The sequence below is a fragment of the Methanosarcina sp. genome, from assembly GCF_049706645.1.
Classification (GTDB): domain Archaea; phylum Halobacteriota; class Methanosarcinia; order Methanosarcinales; family Methanosarcinaceae; genus Methanosarcina.
In genome coordinates this window covers 95941-115766 of sequence record NZ_JBNAKP010000008.1, presented here as the reverse complement: position 1 = coordinate 115766, position 19826 = coordinate 95941, and the positions used below count along the sequence as shown (strand labels likewise).

The window sequence follows — 19826 nt, the reverse complement described above, 5'->3', positions numbered from 1 at the left end:
CCAAAACTCAAAATTGGATCTCTAAATCTCGAATTTTGAACTATCAATAGGGTTTCCTCATGGAAAATAATTCTGAAACTTTCATTAATTTAGGAAAAACCTGGTTTTGGGACGAGCTCTATAAATTAGCCCTCTTGAGCGAACGAAGTGAGCGAAAAGGGCAGCGTACTCCCGAGGCGCAATTCGGGGCGTACTCCCGAGGCGCAATTCGGGTGTCAGAAATATTTATCTAATCCTTATCCCTTTATGTCGGCATATACTGTTAATGCTAATAACGAAAATGCTGGATTTAAAGGAATTAACTATAGAAAAACCAAAGCTTCGGTATCCAAAAAGGATTAAGCATCAGAGGCAAGGCAATGTTACCTGAAGAAGACCTTAAGATCATTAAAAAAGAACTAGGGCGAGAGCCCACCCTGGTAGAACAGGGCTGTTTTTTAAACCTGTGGAGCGAACACTGTTCCTACCGCTCAAGCGCTCCTCTCCTGAAAACTTTTACTACTACGGGCGAAAACGTAATTATCGGCCCCGGAGACGATGCTGCAGTTATTAGATTCGAAGATGGATACGTGCTTACAATAGGTATGGAAAGCCATAATCACCCTTCTTATGTCGATCCCTACAACGGGGCTGCTACAGGTATAGGAGGCATCGTACGGGATATAATCTCCATGGGAGCCCGCCCTATCGCTCTCATGGATCCCCTCTATTTCGGGCCTCTGGACACTCCAAAGAACCTTTTCCTTTTTGAGCAGATAATTAAAGGAATTGCAGGATACGGAAACTGCATAGGAGTGCCTGTGGTTAACGGTGAGACTTTTTTTGACCGAAAATACAGTGGAAACCCTCTTGTAAATGTGGTTGCAGTAGGACTCTGTCGGGAAGAAGATATTATAACTGCCCGCTCCCAGAAGGCTGGAAACAGGCTTGTGCTTGCAGGCTCAAGCACAGGAAGAGACGGACTTGGAGGGGCTTCCTTTGCCTCCAGGGACCTTTCTGAGTCAGCCGAGGCCGAAGACCGCCCAAGTGTCCAGGTGGGAGACCCTTATACTGAAAAGCTTGTAATCGAAATGACTCTGGAAGCCATGGAGAAAGGCTACGTAAAATCCTGCAAAGACCTCGGAGCCGCCGGTCTTGGAGGAGCAAGCTCGGAACTGGCTGCAAAGGGCGGGCTTGGAGCCCGGATCATTACAGATACAGTGCCCCAGCGCGAACCCAATATGAACGCTTATGAAATCTTGCTTGCAGAATCTCAGGAACGCATGCTCTTTGAAGTATCTCCTGAAGATGTCGATGCCGTACTTGCTCTGGTAGCAAAATATGACCTTAATGGGGCTGTAGTAGGGTATCTGACAGAGGAACCAAATTATACAGTTGAGTTTAAAGGGGAAATTGTTGCTGACATTCCAATAGCTTTACTGACAGGTGGAGCTCCGACCTGCGAAAAACCCTCAGTAGCCCCCATTCCCCAGGTTGAAGAAAGTAAAGCACCCGAAACTCCGGAAGACCTGAAAGCAGCTTTCCTGAAAATCCTGTCTTCGTATAATATTTCCTCAAAAGAATGGATCTACAGGCAATATGACCACGAAGTCCAGTTGAGAACCGTTGCCAAACCCGGAGAAGACTCTGGCGTGCTCAGAATTACGGATAAAAGAGGAATCGCGCTTTCCTGCGGCTGCCAGCCAAGAGCTACCCTTCTTGATCCCTACAACGGGGGAAAGACCGCAATCATTGAAAATGCCATGAACCTTGCAGTAAAAGGTGCTGACGGGCTTGCAATTGTAAACTGCCTGAACTTTGGAAACCCCGATCGCCCGGAAATTTACTGGCAATTTAAAAACGCCGTGCTTGGGCTTGGAGACGGGGCCAGGGAGCTCTCAATCCCGGTCGTTGGAGGAAATGTTTCTCTGTATAACGAAAGCGATGAGTTCAAGACTGCAATTCTCCCAACCCCCTCAATAGGAATGATAGGGAAAGTCGACCTTGAAACTCCTCTCCCTTCAGGCTTTTTTGCAAAATCCGGAGATACCATTATCTTGGTGGGAGAAACAACTGCGGACATGGGAGGTTCCGAATATTATGCCTGTCTCGGAGCTCCGAATGCCGGAAAAGTTCCTCCGGTCCCGAAAAATGCCCCGGAAATGGTAAAAGCCGTGATCGAAGCTGTAAGGAGTGGAAAACTCAGTTCGGCCCATGACCTTTCCCTTGGAGGAATTGCTGCCGGGCTTGCAAGGATGTGTAAAAACGCCGGTGCAGAGGTAGACCTGAGTGAAGTTGCAGAAATGAAAGCTGATGAGCTGCTATTCTCAGAAGCTCCTGCAAGAGCTCTGCTTGCTACATGCGAGCCAGAACCTGTACTGGAAATTCTCAAAAACGTACCTTATATCATAATCGGCAACGTCGGAGGCAGTTCACTTAACGTTAAAGGAAAAGATTTCGAGATTTCCCTCTCCCTCAAAGAAATCTCCGATGCGTATGGCAGCCTTACAAGGTTTATGATTGGCTGAACCTACCGAGTTCCGCTTCTTTTCTGAAGAGGTTTGATCGAAAACGGCGTGACGGCGTGATCACAAACCTTTTCAAAAAAGGTTTGATCGAAAAACCCCTGGCAACGGCGTGATCAAACGGCTCAACGGTTGCGGCTCAACGCCTTCACTCAGGCAAAAGAACTTACAGGGCTGCGGCTTTTCCGCGCAGGTCTTGTTCTGGGTACGAGATTTTCTTTGCTTCCAATTTAGGTGGGAGCCCATCCCATCTTACCTTTTAAGCTGTCTTTAATCTAAACTGATCTTTTTAACCCCTGAATTATCCTATCTTTAGTTTTTTCTAATTTCTTGCAAGTCCGGGTTTGACATAAAAATAGTTTTGAGTTAAGCTAAATAAACAATAGTTTTTAGTAGGTTTCCGCACTAGATTACTTTGTTATGAAAGCTGTATGCATCTGTATGGGAGTGCATCTGCCTTACAGTCCCAAGTGGTACTGGCCTGTAGAGGGTTTTTCCGGGGTGCCTGAAATGGACCGGTATTTTGACCGGAACAATATTTTTTCAAAATTTTTAAAAACAAGCCGGCAGTTTCTACGCCTTAATGACCTGATTCTGGAATCCGTGGAAAGGGGAGGGAAATATTCCTTTGATCTATCCGGGCCGTTTCTGGAACAGTGTCGATGGGATCCCGAACTTCTCGAGTCATTCCGCGAACTTGGGGAAACCGGAAGCGTGGAATTCACAGGGAGCTGCGGTTATCATTCCCTGAGTTCGCTGTACCCGGACCTTTCCTGGTTTAAGGAGGAAGTGCTCATGTACAGGGAAACGCTTCAGGAATTGTTTGGGATTACCCCCGAGACATTTGTAAACACAGAGCTTCTATATACTGAAAAGGCAGGAAGAATTCTTACCGATCTTGGTTTTAAGTGTCTTATCGCCGAGGGGTCCAGGAACCTTATGAATGGATACGAGCCTGTATATGTTTTTGAAAATCATCTTCCGACTCTGCTAAGGCATATAAACCTTAGCGAGGACCTTGAGCTGCGCTTTTCGGAAAAAGACTGGCAAGGATATCCTCTTATTCCGGAAAAGTTCGCGGACTGGATTGCCAGCATGGAAGGTGACGTGCTGACTCTTTATTTTAATTATGCAAATCTCTGCCTTCATTATAGAAATAAAAGTCTGATAGCCGACTTTATCCGGACGTTTCCAGAGACCCTCAAAGCCAGGGGCATTGAGATGTTCACGCCTGCAGAGGCTTTGAAGAGATTTGAACCCTTAAAGCTTCCTACGCTGGGAACCGAACAGACAATCCGTTATGGGATGCATAACGCAGTAGGAAATCATGCTCAACAGCTTTACCTGCGAGAACTGGTCAGAGTTGGAGAAGAACTCTCAGGGCTTAAAGAAAATAAGGATTATCGGAAACTTAAACAGGTATTCGGTTACCTCCAGCAGAGCGAAATCTTTTTTTCCATGAATCCTGGAAATATCAGGGAAGGCTATGAAAGGGCTATAAATTATTTTTCCATCCTGTCCGATTTCAGGAGAGCTGTGCTGGAGGAGGGAGCATGACCTCGGTTTGTATGTATTTCCAGGCGCATCAACCGTTTAGACTGCGCAGGTTCTGGCCTGATGACCGATCAGGTTTTTTCCGCTATTTTGATGAGAGAAGCAACAAGGAGATCTTTGAGAGAGTAGCCCGGAAATGCTACGTTCCTGCAAACAGGGTACTCCTGGACTCTCTTGACGAGCATAAAGGGAATTTCAGGTTTTCTCTTTCTGTTACCGGAACCCTGCTCGAACAATGCGAACTCTGGGAAAAAGATGTGCTCGAAGGCTTCCGACAGATGGCGGAAACCGGAGCAGTGGAATTCCTGGACGAAACCTTTTATCACTCCCTTTCAAGCCTTTTTGAAGACAAAACCGAATTTGTTGAGGAGATAAAAGAACACAGAGAACTTCTGTCTGACCTTCTGGGAGTTAAACCTCAGGTATTCCGAAATACCGAACTGCTTTACAATAATACAATAGCAAAGCTTGTTTCCGATCTCGGGTACAGGGCGATCCTTACTGAAGGCGCGGATCATATGCTTGATGGAAGGTCTCCCAACATGCTTTACAGGGCAAAAGGTTCGGGACTTCCCATTATTTTCAGGAACTATAAGCTGAGTGACGATATAGGTTACCGATTTTCAGCAAGGTGGTGGGAAGGATATCCTCTGACTGCGGAAAAATGGGCCTCATGGGCTTCAGGGATTAATGAAGATTGTATTAATATCTTTATGGACTATGAGACCTTCGGGGAGCATCAATGGGAAGAAACCGGAATATTTGCCTTCCTGAGAAAGCTGCCCGAAGAAGTGCTCAAGACTCACCTTAATTTCAACACCCCTCTCGAGCTTGTCGAAAAATACTCGCCTGTAGCCGAAATAAATATCGAGGATTTTTCCACAATTTCCTGGGCTGATATGGAACGTGATACCAGCGCATGGCTTGGCAACGACATGCAAAGGCGCTGCTTTGAAGAGATAAAACTGCTTGAACCCTTTGTAAGGAAGACCGGGGATCCTGAGATCCTGCGTATATGGAAGCACATGCTTACCTCGGACCACTATTACTACATGTGTACCAAGTGGCTAGGAGACGGGGATGTACATTCGTATTTCAGTGTCCACTCCACACCCTACGACGCAGCGGTTAATTTCATGGCCGTACTTATGGACTTCAAAGCGCAGGTATTCAGGAAACTTAACTCAATAGTTTAATTAGATGTACACATACTAATTCATGGGAGTAGAGTACATGGTAAGAGACTTATTTATGTTTGCAGGCTTCAATGAGAGCTCTCAGATCGTATGGTTTAAAATTATTTATTTGAAAGAACCCGGATCTTTATCCTCAATAATCGATTTTCTGGAAAAAGAGAATGCATTCGTCATGTTTGGCCATCTGGATAACATTACACAAAAAACAACAGGAGAATACTCAGTATTTATCGAACTTAATAAAGATGTCGATCCAGAGAGCTTCGCCCGGAAAATAAAGGAACTTGAGGTCGTAAGCGAGGTAGAATATGGAATTTCAAAGTACGGGATGATTTATGCCATGGACTTTCCTCTCAATGTTGTAGGAGTCAGGGGAGTTGCGGCAAGGGCACTTACCATTGTTGATATCATTAAAACTTTCAACCAGAATGCGCCGCATGCCGAAGGACTTCTCACAATTTCAGGACTTAAGGGTGGGATTCACTCAGCAAAATATTTTAAGAGTATTCTGAACCTTAATGATAGTAATTTTGCAAGCGTGCTTGCGGAACTCTATAGGGCTGTGGGTTGGGGAATTCTGGAAATTGAATGTGATCCAGCGACCTTTGAAGGAAAAATCATTGTGAAGGACTCGTTTATAGCTGATGTTTACGGAGGGTCGGACCAGCCAGTTTGCGCCTTTATGAGTGGCTATTTTGCAGGTTACCTGACCGAATATTTCGGGAAAAACATAAGTGTGAGGGAGGTAAGCTGTAAAGCTACAGGAAAGAAGGTCTGCGAACATATAATCTCGCCGGCGCCTTCCGGCGGTACAAGCCAGGAATACCAGATGAGAGGGGAGACACGGTGATAAGGCAACCCAACGTCATTCTCGGAAATGAGGAACTGCTTGTAACAATGGGGAAAAAGGGGGAGATCTTAGGCTTTTTTTACCCCCGCAGAGACCATGCTCAGCACGTTGAAGAATCCGTCGCCTGTATCCATACAGGAGAAAAACTTCTCTGGACAAACGACAACGATTGGCACTGCATTCAGAATTATATTGAGGACACCAATATCGTATCCACAAAACTTTATCATGATTCAGGCATCCGGATTTCCATTCTTGACCTTGTACATCCCGACGTGCCTGTTCTCATCCGCAGGTTTAAGGTTCAGTCCCAGAAAAAAATTTCAGGAAAATTCTTCTATTATTCGAATTTTAATGTAGGGGAGACCTCCAAGAAAAACTCCGGCTTTTGCGATACCGATGCTCGTTTGCTTGTACAGTACTGGCAAAACTATTATTTAGGAATGTATTCCCTGCCAGAGTTTACAGAGTGGCAGATAGGAAAGGCAATGGATACCATATGGTGGACGAATTCCAAATACGATATGGAAGACGGAAAACTCCAGGGCAATAAAGAAGATATAGGGAATATTAATAACGCGGCTGGCTGGGACCTTGAACTTGAGGCGGATGGGGCAAACGAGTTTGTTATCCTGATAGGAGCTGCATCTTCCAGACGCCTCCTGTATAAGAGAATGCACGAGCTCTCAAAACTGCCTCTGGAATATATTTTCGAAAAGACGCGGGAACACTGGGTTATGTGGCTTTCCAGAAAACAGGTGCTCAAAATGCCAGGGATCGAGGGGTACGATAACCTGCGCCAGGAACTGTTTAATGCCTATAACCGGGCTCTTCTTGTGCTTTATCTCCTTAATGACCACGAATATGGATCCTTTGTGGCTGCTCCGGAATTTGATTCCAATTTCGAGAAATGCGGAGGTTACGGCTTCTGCTGGAATCGAGATACTTCAGAAATCGTGCTCGCACTAAAGCATTCCGGATATCCGGAATACTGTGACACTTTTTTCAAGTGGTGTATTCGGACTCAACTCCCTGATGGCTCATGGTTTCAACGCTACTGGCTCAATGGGGACATAGCTCCTTCCTGGGGCAATTTTGATTATTCGACTCAGATAGATGAAACCGGATCCACGCTCTATGCTATGGATGTTTATTACAAGATTCTCGAAGGCCTGAAAAAAGCCGAGTTTCTCGAAGAGGTCTGGGTTTCCATACTCAGGGCTGCCGAATACCTGATGAAGCGGACAAAGTCAGGAATTCATGAAAGCTGTATGGATCTCTGGGAGACTTACTACGGAATTTTCACATATACGAATGCTTCAATCTATGCCGGGCTCATGGGCGCTTCCCACCTGGCTGAAGAAAACGGGGAAGCTGGCATGGCAAGGCGCTGGAAAAAGAGGGCAGAGTTCATCAAACAGGCTACGATTGATCGTTTCTGGCTTCAGGAAGGCTATTTTGCAAAAGGAGTTATTAACGAGAAACTGGACAAAACCATTGATGCAAGCATTCTAGGCACTTATATTCCCTTTGGAATGCTGTCTCCGAAAGAGCCCATAGAGAGGGACATGATCCAGTTTATGATAGAGAATATTCAGAAAAAACTCTCAGTACCCATCAATCTCAATTACGGTATTAAAAGGTATGAGAATGACAGTTACATGAACGGAAACCCGTGGGTAGTAACAACTCTCTGGCTTTCGGAAGCAATGTTTGCCCTTGCCCTTGACCTCCCCTATGAAAAATCAATGTTTGCCCCCACGCATGAGATTCCCCGTGAGAAAGAAGAAAAGTATGATGAGCACGTAAAAAAGCTAACCGGTGAAGGAATTAAATGTCTTAAATGGGTTCTTGCCGGAGCAACCAGTACAGGACTTCTCCCGGAACAGGTGGACCAGTCCACAGGCAAACCTGCCTGGGCAATCCCTCTCGGATGGAGCGAATCTCTGATGCTTGATAATATTCTGCTGCTGGACAAAATCTGCAAGAGAAAAGCCGGGGATTCAAAGGAAAGCTAAGGAAAAAGAGAATTAAAAAATAACAACGGAAAGAACTGAAAAGCAATTGGAAAGAAGAATTGAAGTGTAAGGGCGAAAATAGAAATTATGAATAAAAGTCGTAAGAAAAGTTAAAAATATGAATAAAAGTCGTAAGAAAAGTTAAAAAATTGAAAAGGAAAAGGAAAAGAAAAGGGGAAAGGGTAGGGAAAGGAAAAAAGGAGAAAAAGAGAAAGGAAAAAAGGAGAAAAAGAGAAAGGAAAAAGGAAATTAGGGATTTCTTAATTTTTCTGTAATTGAGTTATTTGCCTGTTACATGGATTCCTTTTTAAGGTTATATGCTTTTAAGCGGTTTCAGGCAAGGATTTTTCCATATGGGTTTTCTTCAAAGTAACTGACAAACTGCTCAGCGGTCTCGTTAGATCCTCCGGAACCCGAACCCAGAAGCAGCCTTGAGAGAGTTGCCCTGTTCATATATTCGATTCTTGGTTCCCCTTCAATTCCTCCGAGTTCCGCAGCTTTGTCAACTGCATCATAAAGATTTCCAAAGCCATCCACAAGCCCAAGCTCTTTTGCCCTGGCTCCGGTGTATATTCGGCCGTCGGCAAGCTCTTTTACTTCACTTCTGGACATGTTACGTCCTTCGGAAACCTCGGTTATGAAATCCTCATAGCTTTCCATAACCACAGCATCAGCGTACTCTTTTTCCTCATCAGTAAGCCCTCTCCAGGTACTTCCCATGTCCTTTAATTCTCCGGACTTTGCAATGTAATGATCTACACCTTCTTCCTGATAAGAGGCAGACATATTCTGGAAGACCCAGATAACTCCTATAGATCCGGTATTCGTTGAAGGGTTTGCAATAATATAATCAGTCGGCGCAGAGATATAATATGCAGCACTGGTTGCAAGATCCCCCATAGACACAACAATAGGAATTCCTTTTGCCCTGGCTTTTTCAATTTCTCTTACAATTTCCTGCGCTGCTGCAGGAGATCCCCCAGGACTGTTAATTCGAAGCACAATTGCCCTGACTCCGCCGTCTGCCGCAGCCTTGCGGATATTTTCGGAAATCTCTTCAGAAGTCGCATAGCCAAGCCCTGCAGGAACATTTCCGGAGAGTATGGTGCCCTGGATATAGATAACTGCCACCTTCTCAGAACTCCCCAGGTCCCCTCCTGCACCGAAACTGAAGGAAATCGCTGCAATACTCACCAGTATAACGGTAATCAGAGCCAGTACTACCAGCAGGTAGGGTATCAGGCTACGTTTTTTTTTCTGTGGAGACAGATTGGAATTCATGCTTAGACTCTTGTTTTCGATTTCTTTATTTCCAAAGGAAGCTCCCTGATCACCTTTTTTTCCCGAAACATCAGGGGCAAAGTCTGGAACTGAGGAGTTACGACCTGAGGAGTTATCGCTCGTACCGTAAGCTCCTTTATCAGGGTTGAAGTTCTCTCTTCCATCGTGAGAACTGCTTTGCAAGTTCTCATCTCCAGATAACTCCTCTGAGTTCGTGTCTTCAGGATTTGTGCTTTTATCGTTCATATCTTATAGGACCGTATATCTTAGATTCGTCGCTTTAATCTGCGGTCTTGAGCGTCGTTGAAATTTATAATTAAGAGAGCAGATATATTACGGTAACCGGCAATGCAGAAAGGAGAACCTGCAGAAGCATACGGGCAATAGAATTTGCTTAGCAGCCTGAATTGTCGGAGCTATTATTTATCTGTCTCTCATTCCACCCTTCTTTATATAGGATTATTAACTATCCCTCAAATAGGTTACCTTGTAAAACACAGTAAGCGAAATATATTTTAGAGTTGCAATCGTCGAAGAGGAATATATTCACAAAAAATATATGGAGATAAGAATGCCAGAATCATCCAGTAAACCCGTACTTGTCACCTGTGGCCTGCCTTATGCTAACGGCAAGGCTCATATCGGGCATCTCCGGACCTACGTGCCCGCTGATATTTTTGCCCGTTCCCTGCGAAAGGAGGGGAGGGACGTTACCTTTGTCTGCGGCTCGGACACTCACGGCACCCCAATTGTCGTAAACGCCGAAGAACTCGGAATCACCCCTAAAGAGCTTGTAGAGATATACCACAAACATTTTGACGAGACTTTCAAGCAGCTTGGCGTTTACTTTGATGCTTTTGGGACAACGGATGATCCTGAGAATCACAACAGGACCCTGGATATTGTCAACAGGCTGATTGAAAAAGACTACGTGTACCCAAAAACCATTGAAATTGCCTATTGCCCGAAATGTAACCGTTTTCTCCCTGACCGCTATGTAGAAGGTTCCTGTCCCCACTGCGGTGAAATTGCAAGAGGAGACGAATGCGATCAGGGATGCGGAAAACACCTCGAGCCCGGAGAACTTCAGAGCCCTGTCTGCACTATCTGCGGAGGGCCTGCCGAATACAGGCAGCAGGAGCATTTCTTTTTCAAGCTTTCCGAATTCAGCGATTACCTCATGGACTATCTCTCAAATGATCTTGGCGGAACCATAAATGCCAGAAACTATGCACTGGGCTGGGTAAAGCAGGGGCTTACGGACTGGTGCATTACCCGGAACCTGGAATGGGGAGTTAAATTCCCCGGACATGATGATCTCGTGGTCTATGTCTGGGTAGATGCCCCTATAGGATATATCGCTTTTACCGAGGAGTGGGCTGCAAAAGCCGGGAATTCCTGGGAAAAATACTGGAAAAACGATGGGGAAATTGTCCATTTCATAGGAGGGGACATTACCTATCACCACTGTATCTTCTGGCCGGCAATGCTTAGAGGTGCGGATTACTCAGTACCTACGGCTGTCGTAGCTTCAGGCATGGTCAAAATCGAAGACAAAAAGTTTTCCAAGACCCGGGGCTATGTGGTCTGGGTCGGAGAAGATTACCTTGACCACGGTTTCCATCCCGATCTCCTGAGGTATTATCTGGCAAGTTATACTTCCCACACAAAGGAGCTGAATTTCTCCTGGCGCGTGCTTCAGGAAAAGATCAATACCGAACTTGTGGCCGTACTGGGAAATTTCCTGTACCGGACAATGCTTTTCGCTTTCAAGAACTACGGGGAAGTTCCAGCCGGAGAACTCGAACCTGAAGTAAAGGAAGAAATAGAAAAGGCTTTAAAAGAAGTAAAAACAGCAATGGCAGAATACGAGTTCAAAAAAGCCGTTGATTCTGCAATGGCTCTTGCATCTTTCGGAAACACTTACTTCCAGTCCCACGAACCCTGGAGCCTGATAAAACAGGATAAGGCAGCCTGCGGACATGTGCTTTATAACTGCCTCCACCTGGCAAAAGCCCTCAGCCTTATTTTTGAGCCCGTGATCCCGGAAACCATGGAGACCGCCTGGAAAGAGCTAGGGCAGGAAGGAGACCTGCATACTATCCCGTATGATGAAGCTCTCGTGCCCATAAAAGTAGGCACAAAGCTTGCAAAACCCCAGATCCTTTTCACCAAACTCGAAGATGACAGGATCGGGGAAATGGAAGAGATCGCAAACCAGAGGGTAAAAGCCGCCGATGCTAAGAAAGCCGCAGGAAAAGGAGAAGAAAAAGAACCCTCCAAATCCGAAGGAATGGGCACTGCAGAAGAAGCCGCAAAATCGGAAAAAGTCGAAGCCGAAACCCCCGAGCCGAGAGAAATCCTCCCCACGATCGAGTACGAAGATTTTGCAAAACTCGATATCCGCGTAGGAAAGGTTTTACTTGCCGAACCCGTGAAAAAGTCCAAAAAACTTCTCAGGATTGAAGTGGATATAGGCGAAGAAAAGCCAAGGCAGCTTGTTGCGGGCATGGCTTCGTATTACACTCCTGAAGAACTTGTAGGGAAACGTGTAATCGTACTCGCCAACCTGAAACCTGCAAAACTCTGCGGAGTGGAATCAAACGGCATGATGCTTGCAGCCGACGACGGCATGGAAATCGTAGCAGCCCTGACTCCGGACAAAGAAATAAAACCCGGTTCCAGGATATGCTGAAACACCCTCCGGATGAAAAATACTTTTACTGATTCAGAACCGCCTTTAATCTACACCTTACAGGATGACCCCGCCAGTTTATCTGGCGGCGCCTCCCATAAAAAGTAGAAGTGAGTAAAAAAGGATGAAAAGGCAGTTTTGAAAAGAATACTGTACATCAGGTGCATAAGTTCTATTTAATTTTACTTTGGGGTTTGTAGAAATTTTCTAAATCAAGTTGCGGTGGCGCAGCCGTTCAAATTAACTCTTGAAAGGCGTTTTGTGGCTGTGCTTTCTTGCGACACAAAGAGCATGCTCATTTTTTAAACCGACTATATTTTGGTTATTTGTTGGCTAATAGTAATTCCTGCAACTCTTGTAACGAGAGGACTGAATCCTTTCTTCTGTGAATTATACGATGACAATTGGCACAAACGCATATTAATAGCCACAAGTTAACCAGCTTTGAACCTAATATACAGTTAGTGAACATTCAAAAAAAGCGTCAGGAAAAAGTATTACGATTTGTAATGTTTAACTGCTAAATGTAAGATAGAAGCATCAATCAGAAATTAATCTTTATATTTTTCCAGCACCATTTCAAGGTAAGAAGTCCGAATAGAATCTTTTTCCCCGGCGCCAAACTGTTTTAGCAATTCAAATAACTTTGCCCTTGAAGTTTCAAGTTCTTTTTCGTTTTCAGCCACGATTTCTACTTCAAGAAATTCTCCAAGGCTTTCGACGGCATCAAGGCAAACGGTTATCTCTCCTGCGCTGAAAACTTCTCTTTTTTTGCGGACTACTCCGGCTTCCGAGAAGCCTAGGGCATGCAGGATTTGTGTTGTGGTGGCCTCGTCTACAGGAGTTTCGAATTCTTTTCGGGTTTTGGAAACGCTATCGAGTTTGGGGCCTTTATAGGTCAGGACAGCCTTGCCGTCCAGTGAACGGATCCTGAGCGCTTCGTCGGTTTTAGCAAAATCCCTGTAAGGAGCTGCAAAATAGATATCGGACTGGCTCTCAACCCCGAGCTGTACTGCTCCTATCGTTTTAAGGATGGAGCGGGCTTTCGAATGCTCTAGTCTGACCTTGACCTCGATTTCGATCATATTTCCAGGCATCTCCAGTTAAATTCGGTTAAGATTTGTTAAATACTTAAAACTAAATGTTTGCTTGCTAGAAATTCACTTAAGAACTAGCTTAATTAATCGAAGAAAAAAAATGGAACCCGGAAGATCCGGATCTTATTGTGGATCTTTATTGATCCTATTACGTATCTGCAGGGACAAACTTGGTGCCGTAGTAAATCATACCGCGTTCGCCGTCTTCACCGAGCTTGCGGAATACGGGTCTTACCCTCATTCCTATATGCATCCTTTCGGGCTCACCGACAACCTGAGATGTCAGACGGGGCCCTTCATCCAGCTGGATTATTGCAAGGGTGTAAGGGGACTGATTTTCAAAACCTTCTGCAGCTGTGTGGATTAATGTATATGTTACGATTTCGCCAGTGCCTTTGAACTTGAAGGGCTCAATCTGGCCTTCACGCCTGCAGTTTACGCAAACATTGCGCGGGGGATAGAAATGTTCCCCGCATTCTTTACAGCGGGTACCTTCAAGATTATACCTGCTGCCGAGGCTTCTCCAGAATCTTGGAACGGAAGACATCGAATATCACCTCTCCCTCGAAAAGATATGCACTACTGCTGTTGCGCCTGACCCTCCGACATTGTGGGTCATGCCGTACTTTGCGCCTTCGACCTGGCGCTTGCCTGCTTCCCCGCGCAGCTGGGTCGTGATTTCTACGGCCTGTTTTATGCCTGTTGCTCCTACTGGATGTCCACAGGCTTTGAGACCGCCGGACGTGTTGACAGGAATCCTGCCTCCTATTGCGGTTTCTCCGTTTGCCGTGACAATTCCGCCTTTGCCTTTTTCTGCAAACCCGAGGTCCTCGATTGCGCAAATCTCGGCAATGGTAAAGCAGTCATGCACTTCCACAAGGTCAATATCCTCAGGCTTCAATTTTGCCATGGAATATGCCCGCTCTCCAGCCACTACGCTTGCATCCAGGGTTGTTAGATCGCGTCGGTCGTGAAGCGCAATCGTATCACTTGCCTGAGCAGTTGCCCTGATAAAAATGGGAGTATCGGTATATTTGTGGGCAATATCCGCAGGAGCAAGCACAAGGGCTGAAGCCCCGTCCGTTATGGGAGAACAGTCAAAAATATGCAAAGGATCGGCTACCATAATGGAATTCAGCACATTTTCAACAGTAATTGCATTTTTGTACTGGGCAATTGGGTTTAGACATCCGTTTTTATGGTTCTTTACGGCAACCTCGGCAAGCTGTTCGCTGGTAGTCCCGTACCTGTGCATGTGCAGCTTTGCAATCATTGCATAAAGTCCGGGGAAAGTTGCCCCTGCCATACCTTCCCATTCCCGGTCAGCTGCTGCCGCAAGAGCTGAAGATGCCTCTTCAGACCCGACATCAGTCATTTTCTCTGCTCCCGCTGCAACCACGATATCACTATAACCGGAAGCTACAGCCATGATAGCCTGCCGCAGGGCAAGCCCGCCCGAAGCACAGGCAGCTTCCACTCTGGTCGCGGGAACGTGCAGGTTCCTGGAAAGCCCCGAGTAATCCGCAATAAGAGCCCCTATGTGCTCCTGCTCAATGAAGCGGCCTCCGCTCATATTTCCTACATAAAGAGCATCGATTTCTTTTCCGCTAACACCTGCGTCTTCAATTGCTCCTATTCCGGCTTCTACCACTATGTCCCTCAGGGAACGCTCCCAGAGTTCTCCGAACTTAGTGTTTTTTACTCCGACAATTGCTACATCTCTCATTATACTCACTCCGTTTTCAGGCCAGGCGAATCTTGCCTTTATGTCTGGCATACCTGGCGTAGTCGATATATATAGGGTCCTTAATCAGCTCGGAAACCGTCGGAGCTCTGTTTCGGATTTCCTCGATCCTGTCTGTAACTGTTATGCTGAAAGCGTCAGACCCTGCACCTGACCCGAAGGCAGTTGCAAAAATCCTGTCCCCAGGTTTTGCCTGATCCAGAGTCGCGGCAATTCCCATAAGACATGAACCTGAGTACGTGTTCCCGATTTTTGGAACTACAAGCCCGGGAGCAATCTGGGCCTTAGTGAAACCCAGGGTTTTTGCAGCTTTGGTAGGGAATTTCCCGTTTGGCTGGTGGAAGACTGCATAATCGTAATCAACAGGCTTCGTCCCTAGTTTTTCCATAAGACCTTTTGCGCCATTGGTTACGTGCTTGAAGTAACCCGGTTCTCCAGTAAAACGGCCTCCATGCTCAGGATAGGGCATTCCTTCCCTTCTCCAGAAGTCAGGGGTGTCAGTTGTAAAGGAGTAAGTGTCTTCAATTATTGCAGCAAGCTCGGATTCTTTTCTCCCGATGAGACAGGCAACTCCACCTGCAGCTGCCGTGTATTCAAGGGCATCACTTGGAGCTCCCTGGGAAACGTCTGCCCCTATGGCCATACCAAGGTCAATCATTCCCGAGCCCACCAATCCCATACAGGCCTGAACTGCGGCTGTACCGGCCTTACATGCGAATTCAAAGTCTGCTGCAGTCATATCCGGGGTCGCTCCTATAGCCTGCGCAACAATTGTGCTTGTCGGCTTAACGGCATAGGGATGACTCTCCGAACCAGTGTATACTGCCCCGATCCGGCCTGAGTCGACCCCGCTTCTTGCCATCGCGTATCTTGCTGCTTCCACAGCTATAGTTGCTGTGTCTTCATCGATATCAGGCACGGATTTTTCATATACCATGAGGCCTTTTTTAAGAGCCTCTGCGTTATCACCCCAGAGCCGAGCGATTTCTTCGATTTTTATACGGTATCGGGGGACATAAGCACCGTAGGATACTATTCCAATAGTCATTATTTTCACCTGTTTTTGAGTTTTTCAGGGCATCAGTTCTTAGAGAGTTTATTCCCTGGCATAATATTGACTGTATTTTTTCAATAACTGGACAATCTGGTCAAGGTCCATTGTAGTTGCGACCAGTGGAATGCGGTCGACTTCAGCCATTTTGATTACAACGGGTTCTACCTCTTCTTTTCGAAGCCCGTGGAGTACCACAGCGCCGGGCTTAAGGTTGGTAACCCGGATGGCTACCATTGGGGATTTCCCGGTACTGACCTTCGTAAAGACCATAGCCCGATCCGTACTCCAGCCATAAAGCTTCTGGAACTCGTGGGAGGAAAGTTCCAGGATTGCCCTCTGGCTGTCAACAATGGAGAAACCATAAAGCGGCCTCTCAATTCCTTTGTAGACAATCTCTCCTTCAATAAGATTGACCAGTTTAGCAAGCTGTATAGGGAGGGTATACTCGTACGTTGAGTAGATTGACTTTGTACTGCTTTCGGCGTTAAGTATTGACTCATAAGCATGAATCTTTTTGCCTCCCCTATCAACGTCAATTTCAAGAAGAGACTCCACAATTTTCTTGATAATCAGTGTCCCTGGAGACTTACGCCTCCCGCTTTCATAATCGCTAATAACAGAAGGGGAAACCTTAAGGTAATTTGCAATATCGGTCTGGGATATCTCGAAATTCGATCTCCATTTTTTGAGTGACTCTCCCGGTTTTTCCGAAAGAGTGATATCTCCAGCCATTTTTTCCGCTAGACGGTTGCGCAGATTTTCTGAGGATTCATTAGATGTCATGACTCACGTACTCTAAGAGGAAACATTACCATATATATCTAACGAATATGAGTTCGGCAATTGTCGCAGAACATCTGTATTGAATTACGGCGAGTACTTTCGAAAAAATATATAACATTTGTAAAAGAAATATTATCTGATGCCAGCCGAATCACCCAATCCGGAGATAAACGTCTCAGATCTTCTTCTGTATGCCAGCTGCCCACGAAAGATATACTTTGTCAATCGGGGCTTTGAGCTGTTTCCAGAAATGAATGGGCAAAGGCTCGAGAGAATGATCCTGAAAGAACTCTCCCTGACTTACCCTGAAATTTTGAGAAAGTGTTCGTTAAACGCCGATACCCTCCGTAAAGAGCTTGAAATTTCCCTGGCACAGGCGTGTACAGATCTGCCGCTCCTGTTTCCGCGGGAACTTGCAGAGGTTACAAGGGAGATTCTTGAGGAAGGAGAAGCGCGGGCGAGAGCTAAAATTCCCGAAATTGCAGCCAATCTCCTGGGAGCACTTGAAGAATATGGGAAAGAGCCCATGCTTGCGGCACTCACGCCTGTTAAAGCCGAGCCGTTTCTTTCTTCAGAAAGACTCAACCTTAAAGGTGTTCCCTCCAAACTTGTTTGCTTTGAAGGCGTGCAGGTTCCGTCAATCTTAAAGCCGGGAAGCTGCCCTGAGCAGGGTGTATGGGCTTCTGACCGGATGCATGCCGCAGCTCTTGTGCTGCTTCTTGAAGCCGAGAATGGGAAAGAAATTCCCTTTGCCTTTGTTGAATATGTGAGTTACGGCCTGCTCCGAAGGGTGGTTGTTCGAAGTTCGGATAGGCGGGAAATTCTCAAAACCTGCAGGGAGGTAGAGAAAATTAAAGCCGGACTCATGCCCGAGAGAAAAGAAGAGAAATTCTGTAAAGAATGCAATTTTTTACAGCATTGTACTTCAGATTCGTCCCTTATGTCGAAGTTTTTCTGAAACGGCATAAATTTGAAAATTACCAGAATGAGTTTGACTTCGGAGTCCTTACCCCTACACCTTCAGAACTCAAGAGAACACCGGAGAAGAGAAGAAAAGCCAGCCAGGAAGCCAGGAAAAACGCACACTGGAAAGGAAGAGGGAACCCTGATTAAGAAGTTATGTAAAAAACTGTAATCAGCCTTTTGAGACTTCGAACCCCAGAAAAGAGACATGTAGTGATAAATGCCGATCCGCTTATTCACGAAGGAGAAAAGTAAGTTTCTGAAGATTCCGGAGTCTTTTTGAACAAATTTAATACTCCCATTGCTTTTTCTAAACTTTGCTCCAAGGAGTCCTGAATGTCTCATTGTGTAGCTGTCGAACAAATACAAATGAAAGCAAAAAAAGAAACGAGAGCTAAAAAGAGACAGGAAGAAACGCATGAAGACGCTATAAGCACAAAGCTAAAAGCGCATGTTAATGCTTCGAAGAAAAAAGCATATAAAACTTCGGAGTGTGGAATTACGAAGATAGAATTTGAACCGAAGGAGCTTTTAGAGCTCATCATGGTTACAGCCATTCTCGTAAGAATGATGCTGTAATCACAAAAGGGCTCTCCTGACAACAAATTTTCTAATCGTCTCGAAGAAAGAAAAGAAGCCTAAATTATCGCATAGAAAAGTAACACGAGACGTTAAAATACCGTGTAATTATTATAAAAGACCAACCAGGCCAGTTGGGAAAATGGTAGATGGTGTATTGATAACAATACAACCAGAAAAACTCGAAAAACGTTGTATAGCCCTTCAAGTAGAATACTATCCATAAGAAAGTGAGAAGAAAAAACGCTGCGACGGCGATGATTTCAAAAAATGCAAACGCTATATGATGTGACACGGCAGGAAACCTATAGAAGAAAAATAAGAAAGGGTAAGTGAGGAAAAAGAGTTTAGGATTATTTAAAACGATTGTACTTCTTATGCGCCTGTTCAGCCGTTATTATATTAAAAACAAGAACTTCGCTTCGTTCAAAATCAATTTCGTATAAAATGCGAAAATCGCCTACGCGAAGCCTATAAACTGTTTTGTTACTTCCTTTTACTTCTTTTTTGTTTCCCCCTGGAAAGGGGTCTTTTAGTTCTTGAAGTGCCTCTTTTATTTGATCCCTACGATCTATGGGAACCTTTTCGAAGACCTTGGGGTGGATCAGAACTTTAAAGGTCATCGATGCTCACGAACTCGTCACGATGTTCTCTTATGAGCCTATCGCCTTCGTCTATAAGTTTATTGCAGTTGTGTTCATGGATCAATTTTCGTATAACGGTATTGTAGTCATCACCCATTTTCCCAATGTTTTTTAACTCATCACGAGTGTCTTTGGAAATCTGTATGGTTGTAGTTTCGGACATAATAACCATTATAGCTATCATAGTATTTATAACTTTAAATGTTCAAAAAACAGAGCGAACTAATGGTTTCAAAAAATATTAAAGGGTAAGTCAAAAGTATACATTTTTCGAAAATATTCTAATGAAAGCACAAAAAGTAAGGAAATGGAGAAAAACCGGCAGTGTGACGATTTTCTCCTTGGCACACAAAAAATGACTTCAAATTTACAGCAAATTCACGACAGTGCACCAAAAAAGGAAGAAAAAACAGAAAAAGGCGAATTACAGAGATGCGAAGCTTCGGTTTTTAATTTTTGATATAAAGTCCGTATTTTTAGCGTAAAACCTCAACTCTGAGCCCTTTTTTCGAGCCAATTACAGTATTGTACAAGCCAGCTGCGATACGCCCTATAAGATAACCCGAGACTCCGTAAAATAGCGGTAAGCTGAATACAGCCTGCCTCCCGAAGATCAGGGAAAAAATCCCAAATCTTTTTGGCATCGAAACCCCCATAAAAGTGGCAATTGTTGTGAAGAATCCGAAAACGAGACCCATTGTCCCGTGAACGATCAAAAGAGTTTTTCCGAATTCGGCAGGATCAATTTCTTTTATAATTACCATTAAATTCCCCCAATATCTCATGTTTCTCGTTTTAGTGTATATAATTTAACTATTGATCTCGAAACGTATCGGAAGATAAAACCTTTCAAATGGATCTTTG

Annotated in this window: 18 protein-coding genes; 9 read left to right on the top strand and 9 right to left on the bottom strand. The window is 45.0% G+C overall.

Features of this window, described 5'->3' with window-relative positions; translation table 11 throughout:
- The first annotated feature begins 359 nt into the window (after positions 1–359).
- From purL to ACPK8D_RS03360, 5 genes are all read left to right on the top strand, one after another.
- Positions 360–2507, top strand: coding sequence for a phosphoribosylformylglycinamidine synthase subunit PurL (gene purL, locus ACPK8D_RS03380; protein WP_424716432.1), 2148 nt, complete (start codon positions 360–362; stop codon positions 2505–2507).
- 417 nt (positions 2508–2924) lie between these two features.
- Positions 2925–4061: a glycoside hydrolase family 57 protein gene (locus ACPK8D_RS03375; RefSeq protein WP_424716431.1), complete on the top strand. Its 1137-nt coding sequence runs from the start codon at positions 2925–2927 to the stop codon at positions 4059–4061.
- The gene (locus ACPK8D_RS03370; protein WP_424716430.1) at positions 4058–5254 is read left to right on the top strand and encodes a glycoside hydrolase family 57 protein; all 1197 of its coding nucleotides are present in this window, start codon (positions 4058–4060) and stop codon (positions 5252–5254) included. Before ACPK8D_RS03375 ends, ACPK8D_RS03370 begins: the two co-directional genes overlap by 4 nt.
- Positions 5255–5291: 37 nt before the next feature.
- Complete coding sequence (locus ACPK8D_RS03365; protein WP_424716429.1) at positions 5292–6104, top strand: V4R domain-containing protein; 813 nt, start codon at positions 5292–5294, stop codon at positions 6102–6104.
- The gene (locus ACPK8D_RS03360) at positions 6101–8122 is read left to right on the top strand and encodes a glycoside hydrolase family 15 protein (RefSeq protein WP_424716428.1); all 2022 of its coding nucleotides are present in this window, start codon (positions 6101–6103) and stop codon (positions 8120–8122) included. The genes ACPK8D_RS03365 and ACPK8D_RS03360 overlap by 4 nt, the downstream gene beginning before the upstream one ends.
- A 333-nt stretch (positions 8123–8455) precedes the next feature.
- Here ACPK8D_RS03360 and sppA read toward each other — a convergent pair whose 3' ends face one another.
- Complete coding sequence (gene sppA / locus ACPK8D_RS03355) at positions 8456–9649, bottom strand: signal peptide peptidase SppA (RefSeq protein WP_424716427.1); 1194 nt, start codon at positions 9647–9649, stop codon at positions 8456–8458.
- Between the two features lie 325 nt (positions 9650–9974).
- On the opposite strand from sppA, the gene metG reads away from it, so the two are divergent.
- Positions 9975–12098, top strand: a complete 2124-nt coding sequence (gene metG / locus ACPK8D_RS03350; RefSeq protein ID WP_424716426.1) for a methionine--tRNA ligase — start codon at positions 9975–9977, stop codon at positions 12096–12098.
- A gap of 551 nt (positions 12099–12649) precedes the next feature.
- On the opposite strand, the gene cyaB is transcribed toward metG, so the two are convergent.
- From cyaB to ACPK8D_RS03325, 5 genes are all read right to left on the bottom strand, one after another.
- Complete coding sequence (cyaB, locus tag ACPK8D_RS03345) at positions 12650–13183, bottom strand: class IV adenylate cyclase (protein ID WP_424716437.1); 534 nt, start codon at positions 13181–13183, stop codon at positions 12650–12652.
- 160 nt (positions 13184–13343) lie between these two features.
- Positions 13344–13742, bottom strand: a complete 399-nt coding sequence (locus tag ACPK8D_RS03340) for a Zn-ribbon domain-containing OB-fold protein (RefSeq protein ID WP_424716425.1) — start codon at positions 13740–13742, stop codon at positions 13344–13346.
- 6 nt (positions 13743–13748) lie between these two features.
- Positions 13749–14921, bottom strand: a complete 1173-nt coding sequence (locus ACPK8D_RS03335) for a thiolase domain-containing protein (protein ID WP_424716436.1) — start codon at positions 14919–14921, stop codon at positions 13749–13751.
- Positions 14922–14937: 16 nt separating this feature from the next.
- Positions 14938–15987 carry a hydroxymethylglutaryl-CoA synthase gene (locus ACPK8D_RS03330; protein ID WP_424716424.1) on the bottom strand — a complete coding sequence of 350 codons (1050 nt, stop codon included), beginning with the start codon at positions 15985–15987 and terminating at the stop codon, positions 14938–14940.
- Between the two features lie 48 nt (positions 15988–16035).
- A complete protein-coding gene (locus tag ACPK8D_RS03325) occupies positions 16036–16776 on the bottom strand; it encodes a helix-turn-helix domain-containing protein (protein WP_424716423.1) in 741 nt (246 codons plus the stop codon).
- Positions 16777–16915: 139 nt separating this feature from the next.
- On the opposite strand from ACPK8D_RS03325, the gene ACPK8D_RS03320 reads away from it, so the two are divergent.
- From ACPK8D_RS03320 to ACPK8D_RS03310, 3 genes are all read left to right on the top strand, one after another.
- Positions 16916–17734, top strand: a complete 819-nt coding sequence (locus tag ACPK8D_RS03320; protein WP_424716422.1) for a Dna2/Cas4 domain-containing protein — start codon at positions 16916–16918, stop codon at positions 17732–17734.
- Complete coding sequence (locus ACPK8D_RS03315) at positions 17695–17889, top strand: hypothetical protein (RefSeq protein ID WP_424716421.1); 195 nt, start codon at positions 17695–17697, stop codon at positions 17887–17889. Before ACPK8D_RS03320 ends, ACPK8D_RS03315 begins: the two co-directional genes overlap by 40 nt.
- A gap of 186 nt (positions 17890–18075) precedes the next feature.
- Positions 18076–18318: a hypothetical protein gene (locus tag ACPK8D_RS03310; protein ID WP_424716420.1), complete on the top strand. Its 243-nt coding sequence runs from the start codon at positions 18076–18078 to the stop codon at positions 18316–18318.
- 353 nt (positions 18319–18671) lie between these two features.
- Here ACPK8D_RS03310 and ACPK8D_RS03305 read toward each other — a convergent pair whose 3' ends face one another.
- From ACPK8D_RS03305 to ACPK8D_RS03295, 3 genes are all read right to left on the bottom strand, one after another.
- On the bottom strand, positions 18672–18941 hold the full coding sequence (locus ACPK8D_RS03305; RefSeq protein WP_424716419.1) for a type II toxin-antitoxin system RelE family toxin: 270 nt from the start codon (positions 18939–18941) through the stop codon (positions 18672–18674).
- Complete coding sequence (locus ACPK8D_RS03300; protein WP_424716418.1) at positions 18931–19134, bottom strand: hypothetical protein; 204 nt, start codon at positions 19132–19134, stop codon at positions 18931–18933. Before ACPK8D_RS03300 ends, ACPK8D_RS03305 begins: the two co-directional genes overlap by 11 nt.
- Positions 19135–19438: 304 nt before the next feature.
- The gene (locus ACPK8D_RS03295) at positions 19439–19726 is read right to left on the bottom strand and encodes a hypothetical protein (protein WP_424716417.1); all 288 of its coding nucleotides are present in this window, start codon (positions 19724–19726) and stop codon (positions 19439–19441) included.
- Positions 19727–19826: the final 100 nt, after the last annotated feature.